The sequence below is a fragment of the Paraburkholderia sp. genome (assembly GCF_050742655.1).
GTDB lineage: Bacteria > Pseudomonadota > Gammaproteobacteria > Burkholderiales > Burkholderiaceae > Paraburkholderia.
Map to the genome: position 1 here is coordinate 1 of NZ_JBOIGG010000040.1, position 18,303 is coordinate 18,303.

Below are 18,303 nucleotides of genomic sequence, written 5' to 3' on the forward strand. Positions count from 1 at the left end.
TCGAATGGCCGACCACCTGTTCGGCAGGCAGGCCGCTGTGATCCTGCATGAAGCGGTTCCACATCAGCACCTTCGCGTCGCGGTCGACCACGAAAATACCGAAGCCGACGCGCTCGACGACGAGATCACTCAAAGAAGCGGCAGAAACGTTCATAGGCTGGACAACAGCGCGTCGAGCGCGCGATTCATATGGCGGATCGAGTCCTCGGCCATCAGGATGACCAGATGGGCGCGAAAACTCTGGTCTTCGAGCGCGAAATTCACTTCAACCAGCAACGCGACTTCCCACGCGAGCACGCCTGGCTGGAACACCTCGTCGAGCATCAGCGACTCGCCCAGCATGCCGGGCGCGGAGAACACCGGCGTGCGGCCAAGCTGGTCGAGAATGCACGACACGCATGCGCCGGTCAGCGCGTTCGCCACGTCGAAGATCAGTTCCTGCTGGGTCGTCGCCTCGTATGCCGAGCGCGCGTACGGATCGTTGACGAGATCGCACAGCTGCTCGACGCTGCCGCTGCGGCACAGCACCAGCGCCTCGCCCTTGATGTCCGAGCGGAAGCCCTGGCGCACCGCGGAGACCGGCTCCTCGATGCCCGTCATCTCGCGCAGCGCGTCGGCGGCCTCGCTCACGGCGACCACACGCACGCGCGGCACCGACAGTTCGATGAACGTATCGAGCAACAGCGCGAGACGCGTCGCGGCCTGACCCATCGCCAGATTGGCGACCTCCTGCAGCGCATCGCGCTGATCTTCGGTGAGGACTGGCTCAGACATACAACCCATACTCCTTGAGGATGGGCAGTACCGCCTCGGGGGTCACCGGCTTCGCGATGAACGCGGCCGCGCCGAGCGCACGCACGCGTGCCTGCGCCATCGGCTGGACGTCGGCGGACACGACGATCACGAACGTGTTCAGGTCTTCGTGCTGCAACGCCTCGAGCACCTGATAGCCGGTCATGTCGGGCATCGTCAGATCGAGAAACATCACCGACGCCTTGCCTTCGCGATACAGCGCGAGTGCTTCGCGGCCGTTAGTCGCGTAGGCGATGTCGACGTCCCACTCCGGCGGCAGTGCCCTCGTGAGCACCTTGCGGGCAAGCAGCGAATCGTCGGCGATCACAATGGGCAAAGACATGGGCTGGGCGGCAGATCGAGTACGGAATGGGTTCGTGGGCGTGAGCGACGTCGGCAGGCGTTTCTTTAACGGCCGTTAAAGGAACGGCGCACGAAAAACCGATACGTCTGCGCGGGAATGGTGTTTGCAGCGGAGAGCAAGCGATGCTGCCGCGGATGAGCGCGCGCACTGATGGCGCTGCTGGCGCACGGCGCGTGAAACGCGCGTGCGATGGACGACGGCAATGACCTGCATGTTCGAAGCCTACCCCGTAGGTGGTTCTGCGCAGCAATACGGTCGTTGCATGTCCTTGTCGCCGCGCGCGGTTCCGCGAATGCCCCTGCGTCACGCCAACGTGCGTGCGGTGTCCGGCGCCCTCGCGGCAAAAGTCGTCCGAACGTAGCGGACGCTTTGTTTTATGAGTGGCAGAGATTTTCAAAGCAAACGCGCGGAAAGGCAACTCGCCAATAACTTTCTACGAACGGAAACGACTTTATTATTGTCTATCCAGGAAATATTTAAATTAGACTATCGCGTAAATGTCGTCGTTTATACTTTTGTGTACGTTTGCGCTTCCGGATTCGTCGCTGTTTTTGTCGCCGCGATCCGGTGGCAATGGTCCCCTCGCGCGCAATGGTCAGCGCTGACCAGCACGCTTCGGCTGGAATATCGCCGTCGTTGCCTTAACATGAGATCCAGCCATAATTCTGTCGAATTCCAGCGGTACCTACGATGACACCTGAACGGCCCGAACCGCCTCCTCCGAGCCATTTTTCGCCTGCGCTACAGGACGACGCCCCGTTTCCGGCGGTACCCGAACACAATTTCGCCGTCCGGCGCATGACGCTGATCGCGCTGCTCGTCGCGGCCGTCATATTTCCATGCGTGTACGTCGTGGCGATGGCGATCGGCGATCTGCACGCGCGCGAAGCCGACGCGACCGACATCACGCTGCGCACCGTGCGCGTCGCCGAAGAGCACGCGCTGAAAGTGTTCGACATGAACGAAGCGCTCGACGCGCGGGTGGTCGACTTCGTGCAGGATCTCGACGACAACGGCATCCGCTCCGCCGAATCCGTGATCCACGACAAGCTGCGCGTGATGGGCGGCGGCTATCCGCAGGTCGCCGCGGTGTCGATCTTCGGCAGCAACGGCACGCTGCTCGCCAGCAGCCGCTACTATCCGTCGCCGCCGGTCTCGATCGTCGATCGCGAGGACTTCACCGGCATTCGCGCTGGCCGGGTGATCGACCACGTGTCGAAGGTGATGCTCGGTAATGTCGCGGGCGAGCTGGTGTTCAACACGGGCGTCGTGCGCCGCGACGAAAACGGTGCGTTTGCCGGCGTCGTTTCGGTGGCGCTGCGGCCCAGCTACTTCAGCGCGTTCTATCGCGAGCTGCTCGGCGGCAACGACTCGCCGATGACGATGTCCCTGTTGCGCAGCGACGGCGCGATCCTCGCGCACTACCCACCGCAGTTGCACCAGCCCGTCGAGGTGGAAGCGCGCTCGCCGTTCGCCGAAGCGCTCGCCGAAGGCCGCCGCGCGGGCGTCGTGCGCGCCCGCTCTACGGTCGACGGCGACAACCTGATTCTCGCGTTTCGGCGCGTCGGCTCGTATCCGGTGTACGTATCGTGCGGCTATCGCACGTCGGCGATCTGGGCCGCGTGGTACCGGCATCTGAGCGTGCTGATCCTGTCGATGTTCACGCCGTCGATCGTGCTGTGGTGCGTGATCTGGCTGTCGCTGAAGCGCCTCGCCGCCGAAGAGGAGGCGTGGGAGCGCTGGCAGGCGGAAGCGTCGATGCGGCGCTCGATCGAATCCGCGTACCGGCAGTCGCGCAAGATGGAAGCGCTCGGCAATCTCGTCGGCAGCGTCGCGCACGACTTCAACAACCTGCTGATGATCGTCTCGACAAACGTGCAGATCGTCCGTCGTCGCGGCGTGCAGGGGCTCGAGCGCGAACTGTCGGCGGTCGAGCGTGCGCTGAGGAGCGGCCAGTCGCTGACGCGGCAACTGCTCGGCGTCGCGCGCAAGCAGCCGCTGCACAACGAAACGCTGGCCATCGAGCGCTGGCTGCCGTCGTGCCGCGAACTGCTGCGCGCGTCGCTCGGCGCCAAGGTGTCGCTCGTGATGGACATCGGCGTCGACGTGTGGCCGATGCGGGTCGACGTCGCGGAACTCGAACTCGCGCTGATCAACATCGCGGTGAACGCGCGCGATGCGACGCCGAATGGCGGCCGCTTCACGGTACGCGCAGCGAACATCAGCTTTCGCCATGAGGACGGCTTCCCGTTGATCGGCGATTTCGTCCAGCTATCGCTCGAGGACACGGGTGTCGGCATGCCGCCTGACGTGCTCGCGCGCGCGTTCGAACCGCTCTATACGACCAAGCCGAAGGGCATGGGCACGGGCCTCGGTCTGCCGCAGGTGTTCGCGTTCTGCGAACGGTCGGGCGGGCTCGCCGCGATCGACAGCGCGATCGGCGCCGGGACGTCGGTGCGGCTGTATCTGCCGCGCGCCGCTGCCGCGCCTGTGCTCGAAGGTCCGGGCGAAACGCCGACCGAAACGACTGGGACGCCACATGGTCTGCGCATCCTGCTCGTCGAAGACAACGACGAAGTGGCGGCCGGCACCGAAGCGCTGCTGCAGATGATGGGCCACCAGGTCACGTGGGTGTTCAACGCCGACACCGCGCTGCGCCTGTTCGACGACGCGCATGCAGAACAGGCGCGCACCGGCGAGCCATTGCCGTTCGATCTCGTGATCTCCGACGTCCATATGCCCGGCACGATGAACGGCATCGATCTCGCCGAAGCGGTCCAGGCGTTCGAACCGAAGCTGCCGGTGATTCTCGTCACCGGCTACGCGGAAGAGCTCGATCGCGCGCGTCACGTCGACGTGCGCGTGCTGTCGAAGCCATTCGATATCGCGCTGCTCGGCCAGATCCTTCAGACGATCCAGCGCGATCTCGCGCACGCGCATCCGGAGACGTAAACGCGCACACCCCCTGAGACGTGAAGCCGACGGCCGGACCACCCAGCGCGCATTCATTGTAAAAATTGCGTCTGGCACTTGCTGCCCTGTTTTTCCCGGCCCTGTCGATCTGGCTCGCTGCGCCCGGCCCACGGGCGCAGCGGGCGCGAACCCATGCGACCGGCACGATGCTTGCGGACCAGGCAGGAAGGAAGCGCCGTCTGTCGCGCCTCCGCATTTCACTGCCGGGAGACAGCCATGAGACATACAGTGATCGGCCTGTTCGACAACTACGCCGAAGCGGAAAGTGCACGCGACACGCTCGTGCGGACGGGCTTCGCTCATACCGACGTCGAACTGCAGGCCAACCCCGAACCTGCGGCGGGCGAACCCGGTGTTTCCAGCGGTGCGAGCGTGCTGGCGAACATCGAGCGCTTTCTGTCGAGCCTGTTCGCGTCGGGCTCGCGTGCCGATAACGCGCAGCGTTACACCGACGCCATACGGCGCGGTGCGGTGCTCGTGTGTGTGAACGCGGCCAGCGAATCGCACGCGGAACTCGCGAGCAAGACGCTGACGAAGCTCGGCGCGGTCGATGTCGGTGAGCGGGCGCCCGGCTGGGAGGCATCGCTCGCGGATCCGGATGCGGGGCGCGAGCACTCGGTGCTCGATGAGTTGGGAATCGGTGGGATCGGTGGAATAGCTGCTGGCATGGGTGCGGCACCGTCGGTTCACCAGGCGGGTCTGACGCCCGGGGGCGATGAGCCGCTGCCGCACGCACCGTCCACCGACGATGCAGCCGCAAGCGCGATCGCCGCGGGCGCTGCGCCGGGCTCCGGTGCGGTGCTGCGTCCTGACCTGGCTGAAACGGAAACGGGCGGCCAGTCGCGACCCGCCGCGATGCGCAATGCAGTACCGCCTCCCGTGCGCACGCCCGACGAGTTCATGGAATACGAAGAGGATTTTCGCAGCCACTACGACGAGCAGTACGCGAGCGAAAACGCGCGCTACGAGGACTACGTGCCGGCGTACCGCTACGGCGCGACGCTCGCACGCGACGCGCGTTTTCGCGACCGATCGTGGGACGAGTTCGAGCCTGAAGCGCGGCTCGATTGGGAATCCAGCGACGCGAACAGCTGGGAGCGCTTCAAGGTCGCGGTGCGTCACGGCTGGGAACGCGTCACCGGCCATCACCACGTGTGAACGCGAAGCGGCGGGAGGCCGCTTCGTGTCTCGTTACCGCTTACTCGCTTACTCGCTTACTCTCTGTGCCGCTCCACCCACCCGACGTAGCGGTCGATGAATGCCTGCAGGAATTTGCGGGTGTCGTCGTTGACGATCTTGCCGGTTTCGTCGATACGCGACGGGTCGTATTTGATGAACATCTCCGGCTGCCCGAGCGTCGGCACGTCGAGATACGCGAGTATGTTGCGCAGATGCTGCTGCGACAGCGCGGTGCCGGCCGCGCCCGGCGACGTACCGATCACCGCACCGGGCTTGCCGCCCCATACGCTCTTGCCCCATGGACGCGAGCCCCAGTCGAGCGCGTTCTTCAGCACGCCGGGCACCGAGCGGTTGTACTCCGGCGTGACGAACAGCAGTCCGTTGGCCGCCTCGATGCGCTGCTTGAACTGCCGCGCGACTTCGGGGAAATCAGCGTCGTAATCCTGGCTGTAGAGCGGGAGGGAGCCGATATCCACGATATCGAACGAAAAACCTTCGGGCGCCAGCGATATCAGCGCATTCGCGAGCTGCCGGTTGGTCGAATCGCGGCGCAGGCTGCCGACGATAACCGCAATGTGGCGGGTCATGATCGTTCCTTATATTGAAGCGCGCGGAGCGCGGAAATGGGGTTTCACATCATAACCGGCGTACCGGGCAGCTTTCGAAAAGCTATCGCGGCGCGCCGGTGGATAACCCCGCGGTCGCAAAAGATATCCACAGTTTTGCTGAATAACCTTGTGGATAAGTCATGGCCGGTCCTTGTCCATCAAGCCAGGCTCCGGCCTCCACGGGTCCGCATCAGTGGATTTCGGACTATGGAGGATCACGATGACATCCGACCACGCAGGCAAATCGCACGACGAAGCTATCGCGGCGCGCACGTAGCGGAAACAGAAAGCTCCGGAGCAGCCGGGCGGCGACATGGCGGTGGACAACACAGCGCCAGCCAGCTGTCCGAAAAAGACAAACAGGTCTGGCGGACCGGCAGCGGTATCGACGGCAGCGGGAAGTCGTCCTGACCGGATGCTCGTCCGACCGCGGACGGCGCGACGGGCACTCGTGCAGAAAAACGTAATGGCTCTGTCATCAAAACGCGTGTCGCGCGACTAACCGTGTAAGCATGCGTGCGAACGCGTCGCGCCGATTCCGTTCGATTGCGGTAGGCGGCGGCGCCAACGTGCGGGAAAATGGGTGACGGACCCAAGACGGGCTCAACTCACCCACACATGAACACGATCGAATTCGCAGGACGCCCGCATGGGCATATCGACGGTAGCTCGGAGCCGTCGTCGGGCTGCCATCTTCTGGCGAAGCTCGCATGACGGCCGCCGCCCAGCCGGCATTCGACGACCCGGCGTATCTGAGCCAGTTGCGGCGCGACCTGTTCCGTTTCGCGCGGCTGCAGCTGCGCGATGCCGCCGCGGCCGAAGACGCGGTTCAGGAAGCACTCACCGCGGCATGGGTACAGGCGGACCGGTTCGCCGCGCAATCGGAGCACAAGACATGGGTGTTTGGGATCCTGCGTCACAAGCTGGTCGACACGCTGCGCGTGCGGCGCCGGACGATCAATCTGTCGGCGCTCGAAACGGAACTGGACGGCGAAGCGCTACTCGACCGCGAGCTGTTCAAGGAAAACGGCCACTGGTCGCGCGAAACGAAACCGCGCCCGTGGCCGACGCCCGAAACCGCATTGCGTCAGCAGCAGTTCTGGACGCTGTTCGAGATGTGCCTCGATCATCTGCCCGAGCACATCGGGCGCGTTTTCATGATGCGCGAGTTTCTCGATCTCGATACCACCGAGATCTGCAAGGAGCTCGAGATGACCGCGAACCACTGCAGCGTGCTGATTTATCGTGCGCGTCTGCGATTGCGCACCTGCCTGACCGAAAAAGGCCTCTCCAGCGAGGACGCCCATGGGGAAATGTAAGAACATCACGCGGCTGTTGTCCGACGCGCTAGACCGGCCGTTGAGCGCCGGCGAATGGCTCGCGGTGCGCGTCCATCTGCCGATGTGCAGCGGCTGCCGCAACTACCGGAAGCACATCGCACTGCTGCGTGCGGCCGCGCACGAAGCGAGCGGGATCGCCGGTTCGGGCGCGACGGGTTCGAACGACTGATGGGCGGCGCTGCGTCCCGAAGTTAGCGCTCGCCAGGCGGAATGTCACGGTAGCGTGTGCTAAACGCTGCATGCGCCTCGGCGTTGACGCCTGCCGGATGCGGCTCCGTCGACGCGGGATGTTTCGCGAGCATCGCGCGCGGGCGGATCGGCCGATGCTGGAAGTTGCCGCCGCAATTCGGGCACACGTCGCGTAGAACGTTCGATACGCAGGCTTCGCAAAACGTGCATTCGTAGCTGCAGATCATCGCGTCAGACGCGTTCGGCGGCAGCGCCTTGCCGCATTCTTCGCAGGACGGTCTCAGTTCCAGCATCGTGTACTCCTTCCTTCTATCGGCGGGTGGCGGGGCTTAGTGTAGAACGCGCCCGCAGACGGACCGTGCCATCGTGCGTTCAATTACTGCCGTACCGTCGCGTCAGATCAGCACGCCCCACAGCACGAGCGTCAACGCGAGCCCGACAACCGAAACGATAGTTTGCAGGACGGACCACACCAGGACCGTCTGCTTCAGCTGCAGGCCGAAATACTCGCGCACCATCCAGAAGCCCGCGTCGTTCACGTGGCAGAAGAACACCGAGCCGGCGCCGATCGCGAGCGCCATCAGCGAATTGTGCGTCGCGCTCAGTCCCGCGACCACGGGCGCGACGATGCCTGCGGTCGTCGTCGTTGCGACGGTCGCCGAGCCGGTGGCCTGCCGCAGTGCAACGGCGATCAGCCACGCAAGCAGGATCAACGGCATATGCGAGCCCACCGCGATCTTGCCGACCGTCGTGCTGATGCCCGCGACGACGAGCGCCTGCTTGAGGCCGCCGCCGGCACCGATCGTCAGCAGCAGCGCGGCGATCGGCGGCAGGCTTTTACGCAGGATCCCGCCGACACGATCGCGCGCCATTCCGCGCGACCACCCGAGTGCGACGATCGCGAACAGCACGGTCAGACCGAGCGCGACCAGCGGCTCGCCGAGAAAGTTGAGCGCGTCGAACAACAGCGTGTCCGGCGTGAGCAGCAGCTTCGCGACGGTGCGACCAAGCATCAGCACGACCGGCAACAGGATCGTGATCAGCGAGATCAGAAATCCCGGCAAAGTGCCGTCCGTCGCTTTGGCAGTGAAGAGCTTGCCCATTTCTTCCGGCTCGGTGACGTGCATCCGCTTCGACAGCCAGATGCCATACACCGGCCCGGCGAGCACGACGGCCGGCACCGCGACGATGAGACCCAGCCCGAGCGTGATACCGAGATCGGCGTGCAGTGCGCTCACGGCGATCAATGGGCCCGGATGCGGTGGCAGCAACGCGTGCAGCGTCGTCATGCCGGCGAGCGCGGGGATTGCGATCCGAAGAATCGGCTGCTGCGAACGGCGTGCCATCACGAAGATGATCGGCACCATCATCACGAGACCGACTTCGAAAAACAGCGGCAACCCAACGATGATCGCGACGAGCGCCATCATCCAGGGCAGCAGACGCGGCGTCGAATGATCGAGGATGGTAGAGACGAGCCGGTCGGCTGCGCCCGACTCGGCCATCAACGCGCCGAGCATCGCCCCGAGCGCGATGATGATGCCGACGTCGCCGAGCAGCGCGCCCGCCCCTTTGCTGAACGCGCCCGCGACCGCTTCGAGCGGCAGCCCGGCCGCGAAACCCGCGGCGAACGTTCCGACCAGAATCGACAGGAACGGCGCGAGTTTCAACACGCTGATGAAGACGATGATCAGCGCGAGCCCCAGCACGCACGAGAGAATCAGACGGGTGTCGTGGGGCGACCACGAGGCGAGAGAAGTCGTTAGATGCACGGTGTCCCTTTGTTGTTGACGTGTGGCGAACGCGGGCCGCCTGGGTAATGCCGCTTGAATACGGTCGCCGCAGATTGTAGCGGGCTCGGGGCGTTGCGCGCAGTGAAACGCGTTGCGATTCGGCGGCGTACGCGCGGCTTCCGAGGTTTTGTTTTTGTTCCGTGATGTAACTGCGTGGAAAGACCGAAGCCCTGCTTTGCGCTCTACTTTTGATTAGTCGAATAAGGCTTTGATGTTTTCCGGAGGTCGCCCGATTACAGCGCGCCCATCACGCACGACGATCGGACGCTGCATCAAGACCGGATGGTCGGCTATCGCCTGATAGATCTGGTCGTCGGTCAATGCGAGATCGGCAAGCCGCAGATCCCTGTATTCGTCTTCGGTCTCCCGTAGCAAACCACGCGGCCCGCAACCGATCATCCCGGCGAGTTCCTTGAGGCGGCTCACGGTCAGCGGATGTTTCAGGTATTCGATGATTTCGACGGGTTCACCTGCCGTGTTGAATGTGCTCGCGATCAATTCGCAAGCGCTCCTCGACTTCGAGCAGCGTGGGTTGTGATAGACGGTGATCATCGGGAGGCGGGGTTCCGGTGAGGATGGGCGATGACAGATTTCTTGTTGTGATTTTAAGGTTTGCTTCGTTGGGTTGGGGTTTCAGTGACCCATCACGATGGATGTTTTCGCGCTTCTCTCTCAATAATTCAAATAAAAAATTGACGCGCTCGTTTTGGGTATCCCTGGTGTACATCGCACGCCCGGGCTGTGAGGTGCGCGAATCCTACGCCTGCGGTCGCGCAGACTGTCGGCTGACCGGTTTATGCGCATAAGGCAGGCTTGGCGCAGGCTGTTCGCAAATGAATGCTCAACGGGCTATCCCGATGAGCCGACTCCACCTGCCGCGAAAAATCGTCGAGACTCACTCAGAGACGTTCGCCGGCAGCTTTATGCGCATAAAACGCCCTCGATCTATCGATCCGTCGTGCGAATACGACGAAAGTCATTGAAATCAAATACTCACAAGGTAGAATTCATCAACTTCTAGAAGAGGGGGTGGCGATTGGCAGCCGAAATCATTGCAGTAACTCAACAAAAAGGCGGGGTCGGGAAGAGCACGATTGCGATGCACCTTGGGGCAGCGTTCCACGAAAAGGGCAAGCGCGTGCTGGTCGTCGATGCGGACGGACAAAATACCCTCGTGCATTGGGCAAGCGCGTCGTCAGACGGTGAATCCGGCATTCCATTCCCTGTCGTCAACCTGTCCGAAGCTGGCGCGCAGATCCATCGGGAAATCAAGAAATTCATCGGGGATTACGATCTGATCGTGGTCGACTGCCCTCCGTCGATCACGGAGAAGGTTTCGGGCGTCGTGCTTTTAGCAGCCACGATCGCGATTATTCCAACCTCCTCGTCGCCCGCAGACTATTGGTCAAGCGTCGGTCTCGTCAAACTGATCCAGCAAGCGCAGGTGATGAACGAGGATCTTCGTGCCGTCTTCCTGCTGAACAAGACCGAAGAAAAACGGATGCTCACGCGCGAACTGAAGCGCGCCCTGGAAGAACTCGGCTTTCCGCTGCTCAAAACGCAGATCCCAACTCGCGAAGCCTATAAGCAGGCGATGGCGCTCGGTCAAACCGTCCTGCAGATGAACGATCGCGGCGCAAAGCTCGCCAGTCTTGAAATTCGCGCGTGCGCAGACGAAATCGCTGCGTTGCTCCCCTGACATTTATGCGCATAAAGGACCCTGAATGAAACCCTCTCAACTCGCTAAAGGCTTTCAGGCGCGTCCGGATTCGACGAGCAGCGAAAAACGAACGGCTCTCGACCGACTCAATGCGATCGACGGTCTCGTGCAGCAGGATTCCACGAAAACCCGGGAGGTTGCTGGACGGTCCAGCCAACCGGCAGTGAGCCCCGTCGTCTCGATCGCATCGAACGAAGCCGAATCGGTCGAAACGGCGAACGAATCGCCGGCCTATCGTGCATGGCGTATCGAACATGGTTATCGGCCAGGACAGGTTATCGATCTGTCGTTGAAGGCGATCAAGCCGAGCCCTTTCAATCCGCGGCATTTCTACCTGAAATCCTCGATCGCGGAGCTCGCGGTCAATCTCGCGAAACAGGGACAGCAGCAAGCCATTCACGTCATTCCCGACTACGACAATCCCGACAGCTACTTCGTCAGCGACGGCGGACGCCGGGTACGTGCACTTAAGGAAGCAAACAGGGAAACGGTCAAGGCCATCGTCGTCGATTTGCCTATCGGCATCGAGAGCTACAAACTCGGCTACGACCTCAACGTTCAGCGTGATTCACAGACGGTCTTCGATAACGCAGTCGTCTGGAAGCGTTTTCTGGACGACGGACATTTTCAAAGTCAAAAAGAACTGGCCGAACATCTGGGCCTGGATGAATCGACGGTAGCCGTGGCGCTCTCGATTGCCAAGCTGCCGGAAGCTGTCATGCACGAAATGGTTGTGAGAACCGACCGGTTCGGTTCGAACATGGCTTATCAGGTTGGTCGCTACCATTCGGCGCGTGGAGTCGATTCGACGCTTCGCCTGATCAACAAGATCCTGTCGGATGATCTGAGCACGCGGCAGGTTGCGGATATCGTGAAGGGCAGGGCCAGTACGCACGAGAGCACGAAACCCGCAGGACGCCAACGCTACGCGCAGCGGCTCGAGATCAAGATGGAGGGCATTTCGGTAGGCGACCTGAAGTCGTACGGGGATGACCGCCTTGAGCTCAAGCTGCGTGGGCTATCGAGAGAAAAACGCGACGATATCCTCAAACAGATCGAGCAGATTCTTCAATCGAAGAAAGCCTGAGCGACGAAGACCACGGTGCTGCCGGCAGCGATACGACACGCTGCCGGGGCCAGTCACCTCAGGCCGCGCGGGACTGACTCAGCGTGAACGAGAGAAGATCGCCGTCGGTCGGCTCACCCCACGTCCGGCGCGCCAACCAGTCAAAAAACGCTGTCTCGCCGAGCTTCGACTCGAGGCCCCGCCGGCGCCAGTCGTCGCGCATGTGGCCGCCCAGCGTCGGCAATTCGTCTTCTTCAAAAGACTGCCGCGCGAGCTCACGTTCGGTTTCGCCCTGTTCGTCGTAAAGCGCATGGGCCTCTTTTCGGCGATGAGCCGAATATTCGCCAAGAAGACGCGCCTTCAGATCGCTCGCCGGCACGCCCGCCAGAGTCTTGCCGCTCGCCGTCGCCTGCAGCTCCTCGACTGGCGGCGCATAGCCCTTCTTCAACGCGTCCTTGAACAGTGCTGGCGCGCTGCGCACTGGCGGCAGCGTGGTACTGCGCATGCGTTGCTCGGTCATTTGCAGTGCGGCACGAATCCGGTTCTCTTCACTGTCGGCGTAGAGCGTCTGCGCTTCCTTCAGCGGAATACCGATCTTGACCATCCGGTCGACGAGCGTACTGTCGAATACGTTCGGATGCTCGTCGAGCGCGAGCATGGGCTGCTTGCGCTCGGTGACCCGGAACTGGATCTCGGCCACCCGACGCCCCTCGCGGTGCTCGATCAACTCGACAAAGATGTTCGTGACAGCGTTCACCTCGGCGATCGCCGGTCGCAAATAGTCGCGCTTGAAATATTTGTATTCCCGCTTGGCTTCGTCGCCAGCTTCGGTATCCGGGGTTCCGGAGAGGATCGGGCGCCACCATTCCCACGACTCGCGCATCGTCAGATGACTGGGGTTGGTCAGATAGCGAACGCATATCTCGTAAAGCGCAAGGCCGGCGCTACTGCGTAACTGACTCTGGAACTGAAGGCTTAGCCGCGCATACTGGACGGGGTCGAGCAGCTTCTTCTTGATCTTCGGTGCAAATGAGAATTCAACCCATACCCGGCGCGTGGCGGGGTCCTCGAGGATTTCGGCGTCGGCGATGAGGGTGGAAATCCCCCATTTGCGGCCAGGCTTCTGGCTCGACGTGCCCGTGCTCCATTCGACCTGCACCGAGACCATGCGGCGCAGATGCTCTTTGACGAGAGCGGTGTCGTTCGAATCGAACGCCGAGTTCGCCACGATATCGGAGAGCAGCGCCCGGTAGGTATCGCCCGAATCGTCCGCCTGCTGGGCGACCGCAAGCAGTACGTTGAAGAGCTTGCGCGTCAGTAGCGTGATCTTGCCACTTTTCGGCTGGATGGCGATCGCCTCGACGGCTTTGCGGAGTTCAGCGGAACTCGGGCTCACCACATCGGTTTTCTTCGCGCGCTTCGTGGCCATGAGTCGGGTCGAGGAAGAGGGTTTTGCGAAAGAATACCGGCTGGGGTGATGGGCGTCTATAGGGTCGATCTCACCATTTCTGGTGAAGTGCTGCTGCAAGTCGCCGCTCACCTCGTGAGGCTCCCGAAAGTCCTCACCTTCAGGAAATTCGTGGCTTTGCTGGCTTCCTTGATAGATCGACAGTTTGACCGAACGCGTATTTTTGGCAGCAATCGCCAGGGGATCTGAATCGTCCCGTAACGGCTCACCTCACGATCTGTCGTAATTCTGCGACGAGCCACGGCGAGCTGTACTCGATTATTTGCGATGCCTGTGGCCCGGGTAATCAAGATTGTCGGGAGCAAAAAATTGCATCCTCATCGGCTGGTACGCGCTAGAGCGCACCAGCAAGGAGAATTTGCCATGTTCTTTCGGAAAGCACCGCAAAAACGCCTCTGGAGGGTTCCTCGAGATCGGAGATGACTTGATCGTCGGCACGCCAGGCACTCAGGTTCAACGACGCATCCGGCGGAGTGGGTCCCGCAAACCCTCACCTCAACAACGGCAGACGTCCCGTGAGACAAAGGATAAGCGGCCCTTCAACGACTACTGGCCTTGCAAAGGTCCCGAAAACGCTCACCTTTAAGCCTCCCGCCGAATGCTGCATACCCACACCTCACCGCTCCCGAAAAACCTCACCTTCCAGCAGGGCGAAAAAAATACCTAGCCATTTCCGGGACTTATGCCGCAAAACCGATGCTCGATATGAACTCGGATGATCCCGTAAATTCTCACCATAGGGTGTAATGCGGCTCCCGCCAGGCCATCGAGCACAGCTCCTGCAAAGCCTCACCTTGAGAATTGAGAACGCCGTACTCTAGCCATCACCGATGGCTGATTGACAAGCTTTCGCGGTAAGTAATCGCAAACTTGATCCCGTATTGACTCACCGTACCCCTCGGTGGCGTCGGAATGAGGTCCCGAAAAGCCTCACTTCAGAGATTCAGGCCATGGTCCGGAGATCCATCGTGCTACGAGCTTGTGATCCCGAATTTACTCACCTATCCGGTGGCGGCATCGCGAATGAGGAGGTCATTCGATACGCAAGAAGTACCCACCGCGCCAAACACTCCCGAAAAAGCTCACCTAAACCGGCAGAAGGCCGTGATTTCGGGCCTGCAAGGCAGGTTCAACCCGAATACGCTCACCTTCGACGTCCGATTTCTCCCGGAGAATCTCACCCAGGCTGCGAAACACCCTGAATCGATGCCACAAAAGAGCCCATAACCACCTCCCGAAAAAGCTCACCTACCGTCCAAAGCCGGCTCGACCAGCAACGAAGCAGCTAAAGGCTAACGGCGACGTCTGGTCCCGAAATCACTCACCGTTCGCAAACTCGCGGTGGCAACGCGCCCCTGAACCCGCTCACCTCGGTACCCGGAGAGGCTCACTTGTCGCCCCGAATCCCATCACTCCTGGTCCCCGGACGGACTCACCATCACTCCTGTAAAGCATCACCTTTGATCTCGCAAAGCCTTATCCAGTAAGGGTTTGCCGTGGCGTTAACGTTTTTAACAAGGTTCAAGGGTGTTTACTTTTACTACTCTCAAGAACAAAGCAGCGTTCAGGGAAGAAAAAACTAGAGACCCGTTCCGTGAAACAGTGACAAAGCAGAAGAAAATCAGAAAACCATTTAAAAACCAACAAGATAGCCAGATTTCTTCATTTTGTTTCACGAAACTGCCCGCTGCACCGACTTCTGGTCGAGATTTGTAACCCCTCAACTTGACCAGCGCCAACAGTAACAGGAATACTTCCCCAATCAGTAGCAAATAATACGTAATTTGTTATTATTGCTCCACTTTGCCGGCTCGGAAGACTCTCGGAAGACCCAATGACAGCAGACCAGGAACGACAATCGATCCGTGAAGAGCTCAGGCGCATGCGGGAAAGTGGAGCGCGTCGGCAAGACCTGTCGCTCCATGCCTGCAAACGACTGTTCTTCGATCTGGGCATTCGCCCATCCATGGCGGCCGTTCGAGATCTAACTCAGACAGGAAGCGCAAGCGACATCCCAAAGGACATTGATACGTTCTGGGAGCGTATCCGGACAACCGCCCAAATCCGCGTAGGCACCGGAGCCATTCCGGAAGGACTGGAAACCCGAGCCGGCGAACTTCTGGCCGCGTTGTTCGATGAAGCCGTAGCGCACGCTCGTGTCGCACTGGATAACGAGCGCGAAGAAATTCAAACCCACCTCGCTACTGCGGAACAGTCCATCCGCGAAACGGAAATTCGGCAGGAAGCCTCCGAGGCCGCGGTCGAACGGGCCGAGGGCCGTGCCGATGCCGCGTGGGAACGTGTCCGTGTTCTTGAAGCCGAACTGGCGACCGTCAGCACACAAGGCGCCGCCCACCATGATGGCTTACAGGGCACCGTCCGCCGACTGGACGCGGAAAACGAGACACTTCGCAAAAAACTGGAAACTGAACAGGCGGCCAACGCGACGCTCCGTGACCGGATAGACGCACTTCATGTTGAAATGCGTCAAAACACCGAACATTACGCCCAGCAGATCAAGGACGCGATCGCCGAAGCGGAACGGCGTGTTAAGCCGATGCTCGTCGAGCTCGACTCATTGCGCACCATGTCGACGACTTACCAGTCCGGGATCAGGGACGCGAGTCGAAAGGAATTCGACTTCATCCAGCAACTGGCGGCTGCAAAAGCCCGTGGGGATCGACTCGACGCGCAGTTACGCGAACAGTCCGACGAACTCGATGGGCTGACGAAGGAATTGATGCAGCTACGCGCGCAGCAAGGCACCGATCCCGCCGTGGCGAACCTGTTGTGCGCCTTGGCGTCGGCGGGGCGTCTCAGTGCAGAAGAGCTTGCTGTGCTCGGGACGACTGCCGATGGCTACGTCGTGCTCCCGACCCACTGCCCCAAGTGTTCCGAGGGTGAGCCGGAACTCTCACAGATCGATCACCGGTACGAACTGTCCTGCCCGGAGTGCGAGCATACGTCCGGACCGGGCGCATCTCGCCTTGAAGTGGTTAACCGGTTCATCTCGTCGCCTGCCGACGTCTCGCCATAGGCGATTTAGCGGGCATTCGCGCGAAAGGTGAGGAAATTCGGGACCCGAAAAGTGAGCGTTTGCGGGAGCGGATTCAGAGCGACCGCATTCGCGACTGGAGTCTCGAGCCGCTACGTCGTTTCCGGCTCTCCGCCACCTTGATCTTCCGATTCCTGCTTTTCCGCCCATTTCTTCCATGCGCGATGCAACCGGTTTGCCGAAACCGGTTGAATGAACCCCAGCCATTGACCGACTAGTTCAGGCGCCACCCCGCTCTCGAAAAGATCCGCGGCGAACGAATTGCGCAACGTGTGCGGACTCGCCCGCGCTGCCCGAGCGTCCGCAATACCTGACGCTTCGACCTGCGCGTCGACCGCGCGCAGCATCGTGGCTTTGTGCATCGGTCGCCCGGCCACCGAGGCAGGGAAGACAAGTGTTCCCACCGCTTCCGACAATCGACGCTCCGCTAGCCACGCATCCAGGATGGGGACGGCGAACGGCGATAGCCGCGTTCGTCGCGTGAGTTGCGGATCCGGGGATTCGATCGTTACCCACGGCGAGCCCGGATTGACGCAACTAACCGCCAATGTCGCTGCTTCACCGGTTTTCAAACCTCCGCCGAGGAACAGTGCGGTCAGCGCACGGTCCCGGCGCTCTCTCCAGCGTTGCGCCGCGGACAGCGTCGCCAGCGATGAGAACAGGTGAGCGACGAGCGCTGCCCGTTCCTCCGTACTGAGAAAGCCGGTGGGTTCGTTATCGGGCGCGTCGCGCCATGGCGCTTCACCGTCCTGGGCAATGAAGCGCGCCGGATTGGTCGACGCGAGTTCGACCCTCCGAACGTGATCGAGTACCCGTTCGATTAGCCGTAGATATCTGACACGCTGGGGTTTGCGAACCGGTAGCGTGGCGGCGAACTCTGCGATGGTCGTCGTATCGACGGAGATCAGATCTTTGCCGCGAAGATTGACCCACTCGAGGAACGCTCCCCACTGCGCTCGATAAACGTCGGCGGATGACCGTCGCAAGCGTTGCGCGGCAAGCCATCCGTCGAACGCAGCGCGCGGATCGCGATGCCAGATTTCGCGCTCCTGCGTAAAGAGATCGTCGTTCGAGGGATGGGACGCAGACATGTCTCTATTCCAGTTAGTTGCGTCATTGTAGGTACACGGGCTGGCTCGCGGTGAGACTTCCCAGGAGGTGGCCGTTGTGCCGGCGTGCTGCACAGCCGCTTAACCGCCCCACGCCCGCCCGCGTCTCGCGCCGGGCGATCCGGCCTTCTGCGCCGCCGCGCGCCGCGATGCCGCGCGGCGCTCCGCTTCTTCATAGGCCGACACGGCGAATGCGAACACGGCCGGCAGCGCATTCGACGAACCGAAGTTCACCGGATCGTCGGTTTCGGGATAAGGCAGGTTGCCTGGCCGCTGAAACAGGCTCAGCATGACTTCGTCGTGCCGGCTCGCGAGCCCGAGATCGGCGAGCGCTTCCGCTTCGATCGCGTGCAGCAGCCGCCACGTGAGCGGCACGCCACGCACGATGTAACGCCCGGCGACGTGCCGGACGATATGCTCGAGGTCCCGCGCCGCGGTCTGGAAGCGCCGTGCGGCCAGGTCGTGATCGGTGATGTCGTTCATATTGGGCTCCGGTCGTCGGGCATATACTGTACAAATATAAGGGCTGTCCATTTAGCTCCACCTGAGCCATGATAGCGGCGTGAGCGAGAACCAGCATACGCCGATTGCCGGGCAGGACTATCCGCAGACGTGGAGCCAGTTTGAAGAATGGTTTGCCTGCGAGC

At 61.5% G+C, this 18,303-nt stretch carries 16 protein-coding genes and 2 pseudogenes; 8 read left to right on the forward strand and 10 right to left on the reverse strand.

The features are described 5' to 3' along the window. The 3 genes from ACREXZ_RS30115 to ACREXZ_RS30125 form a co-directional block, all read right to left on the reverse strand. The coding region (locus ACREXZ_RS30115; RefSeq protein ID WP_431763675.1) for a PAS domain-containing protein at positions 1 to 154 on the reverse strand (154 nt) is incomplete at its 3' end. Next, complete coding sequence (locus tag ACREXZ_RS30120; protein WP_431767785.1) at positions 151 to 774, reverse strand: chemotaxis protein CheC; 624 nt, start codon at positions 772 to 774, stop codon at positions 151 to 153. The genes ACREXZ_RS30120 and ACREXZ_RS30115, both read right to left, overlap by 4 nt. Then, positions 767 to 1,135, reverse strand: a complete 369-nt coding sequence (locus ACREXZ_RS30125; protein WP_431767786.1) for a response regulator — start codon at positions 1,133 to 1,135, stop codon at positions 767 to 769. The genes ACREXZ_RS30120 and ACREXZ_RS30125 overlap by 8 nt, the downstream gene beginning before the upstream one ends. Positions 1,136 to 1,846: 711 nt before the next feature. Here ACREXZ_RS30125 and ACREXZ_RS30130 point away from each other — a divergent pair. Both ACREXZ_RS30130 and ACREXZ_RS30135 read left to right on the forward strand, forming a co-directional pair. Then, positions 1,847 to 4,108: an ATP-binding protein gene (locus ACREXZ_RS30130; protein WP_431767787.1), complete on the forward strand. Its 2,262-nt coding sequence runs from the start codon at positions 1,847 to 1,849 to the stop codon at positions 4,106 to 4,108. Positions 4,109 to 4,345: 237 nt separating this feature from the next. Next, positions 4,346 to 5,287 carry a hypothetical protein gene (locus tag ACREXZ_RS30135; protein WP_431767788.1) on the forward strand — a complete coding sequence of 314 codons (942 nt, stop codon included), beginning with the start codon at positions 4,346 to 4,348 and terminating at the stop codon, positions 5,285 to 5,287. A 56-nt stretch (positions 5,288 to 5,343) separates the two neighbouring features. Here ACREXZ_RS30135 and ACREXZ_RS30140 read toward each other — a convergent pair whose 3' ends face one another. Further along, on the reverse strand, positions 5,344 to 5,895 hold the full coding sequence (locus ACREXZ_RS30140) for an NADPH-dependent FMN reductase (RefSeq protein WP_431767789.1): 552 nt from the start codon (positions 5,893 to 5,895) through the stop codon (positions 5,344 to 5,346). Between the two features lie 731 nt (positions 5,896 to 6,626). Here ACREXZ_RS30140 and ACREXZ_RS30145 point away from each other — a divergent pair. Both ACREXZ_RS30145 and ACREXZ_RS30150 read left to right on the forward strand, forming a co-directional pair. Next, positions 6,627 to 7,235, forward strand: coding sequence for an RNA polymerase factor sigma-70 (locus ACREXZ_RS30145; protein WP_431767790.1), 609 nt, complete (start codon positions 6,627 to 6,629; stop codon positions 7,233 to 7,235). Then, on the forward strand, positions 7,222 to 7,425 hold the full coding sequence (locus ACREXZ_RS30150) for a zf-HC2 domain-containing protein (RefSeq protein WP_431767791.1): 204 nt from the start codon (positions 7,222 to 7,224) through the stop codon (positions 7,423 to 7,425). Before ACREXZ_RS30145 ends, ACREXZ_RS30150 begins: the two co-directional genes overlap by 14 nt. Positions 7,426 to 7,447: 22 nt before the next feature. Here the strand turns inward: ACREXZ_RS30150 and ACREXZ_RS30155 are convergent, their stop codons facing one another. From ACREXZ_RS30155 to arsC, 3 genes are all read right to left on the reverse strand, one after another. Beyond that, on the reverse strand, positions 7,448 to 7,738 hold the full coding sequence (locus ACREXZ_RS30155) for a DUF1272 domain-containing protein (RefSeq protein WP_431767792.1): 291 nt from the start codon (positions 7,736 to 7,738) through the stop codon (positions 7,448 to 7,450). 102 nt (positions 7,739 to 7,840) lie between these two features. Continuing rightward, on the reverse strand, positions 7,841 to 9,217 hold the full coding sequence (locus ACREXZ_RS30160; RefSeq protein WP_431767793.1) for a gluconate:H+ symporter: 1,377 nt from the start codon (positions 9,215 to 9,217) through the stop codon (positions 7,841 to 7,843). 213 nt (positions 9,218 to 9,430) lie between these two features. Then, positions 9,431 to 9,790 (reverse strand): arsenate reductase (glutaredoxin), encoded by a 360-nt coding sequence (gene arsC, locus ACREXZ_RS30165; protein ID WP_431767794.1) that lies wholly within the window; start codon positions 9,788 to 9,790, stop codon positions 9,431 to 9,433. A gap of 484 nt (positions 9,791 to 10,274) precedes the next feature. Between arsC and parA the strand changes: the two genes are divergently transcribed. From parA to ACREXZ_RS30180, 3 genes and pseudogenes are all read left to right on the forward strand, one after another. Then, positions 10,275 to 10,937 carry a ParA family partition ATPase gene (parA, locus tag ACREXZ_RS30170; protein WP_431767795.1) on the forward strand — a complete coding sequence of 221 codons (663 nt, stop codon included), beginning with the start codon at positions 10,275 to 10,277 and terminating at the stop codon, positions 10,935 to 10,937. 25 nt (positions 10,938 to 10,962) lie between these two features. Further along, a pseudogene (locus ACREXZ_RS30175) lies at positions 10,963 to 11,071 on the forward strand (ParB/RepB/Spo0J family partition protein); the annotation flags it as partial. Between the two features lie 101 nt (positions 11,072 to 11,172). Further along, positions 11,173 to 12,045: pseudogene (locus ACREXZ_RS30180) on the forward strand (ParB/RepB/Spo0J family partition protein); the annotation flags it as partial. Between the two features lie 58 nt (positions 12,046 to 12,103). On the opposite strand, the gene ACREXZ_RS30185 reads toward ACREXZ_RS30180, so the two are convergent. Next, positions 12,104 to 13,453, reverse strand: coding sequence for a replication initiation protein (locus ACREXZ_RS30185; protein WP_431767796.1), 1,350 nt, complete (start codon positions 13,451 to 13,453; stop codon positions 12,104 to 12,106). A gap of 1,873 nt (positions 13,454 to 15,326) precedes the next feature. Here ACREXZ_RS30185 and ACREXZ_RS30190 point away from each other — a divergent pair. Next, positions 15,327 to 16,529: a DNA-binding protein gene (locus tag ACREXZ_RS30190; RefSeq protein WP_431767797.1), complete on the forward strand. Its 1,203-nt coding sequence runs from the start codon at positions 15,327 to 15,329 to the stop codon at positions 16,527 to 16,529. A 110-nt stretch (positions 16,530 to 16,639) separates the two neighbouring features. Here ACREXZ_RS30190 and ACREXZ_RS30195 read toward each other — a convergent pair whose 3' ends face one another. Together ACREXZ_RS30195 and ACREXZ_RS30200 are read right to left on the reverse strand one after the other, a co-directional pair. Then, positions 16,640 to 17,638 (reverse strand): tyrosine-type recombinase/integrase, encoded by a 999-nt coding sequence (locus tag ACREXZ_RS30195; RefSeq protein WP_431767799.1) that lies wholly within the window; start codon positions 17,636 to 17,638, stop codon positions 16,640 to 16,642. Between the two features lie 99 nt (positions 17,639 to 17,737). Continuing rightward, positions 17,738 to 18,139, reverse strand: coding sequence for a DUF2471 family protein (locus tag ACREXZ_RS30200; RefSeq protein WP_431767798.1), 402 nt, complete (start codon positions 18,137 to 18,139; stop codon positions 17,738 to 17,740). Positions 18,140 to 18,303 lie beyond the last annotated feature (164 nt).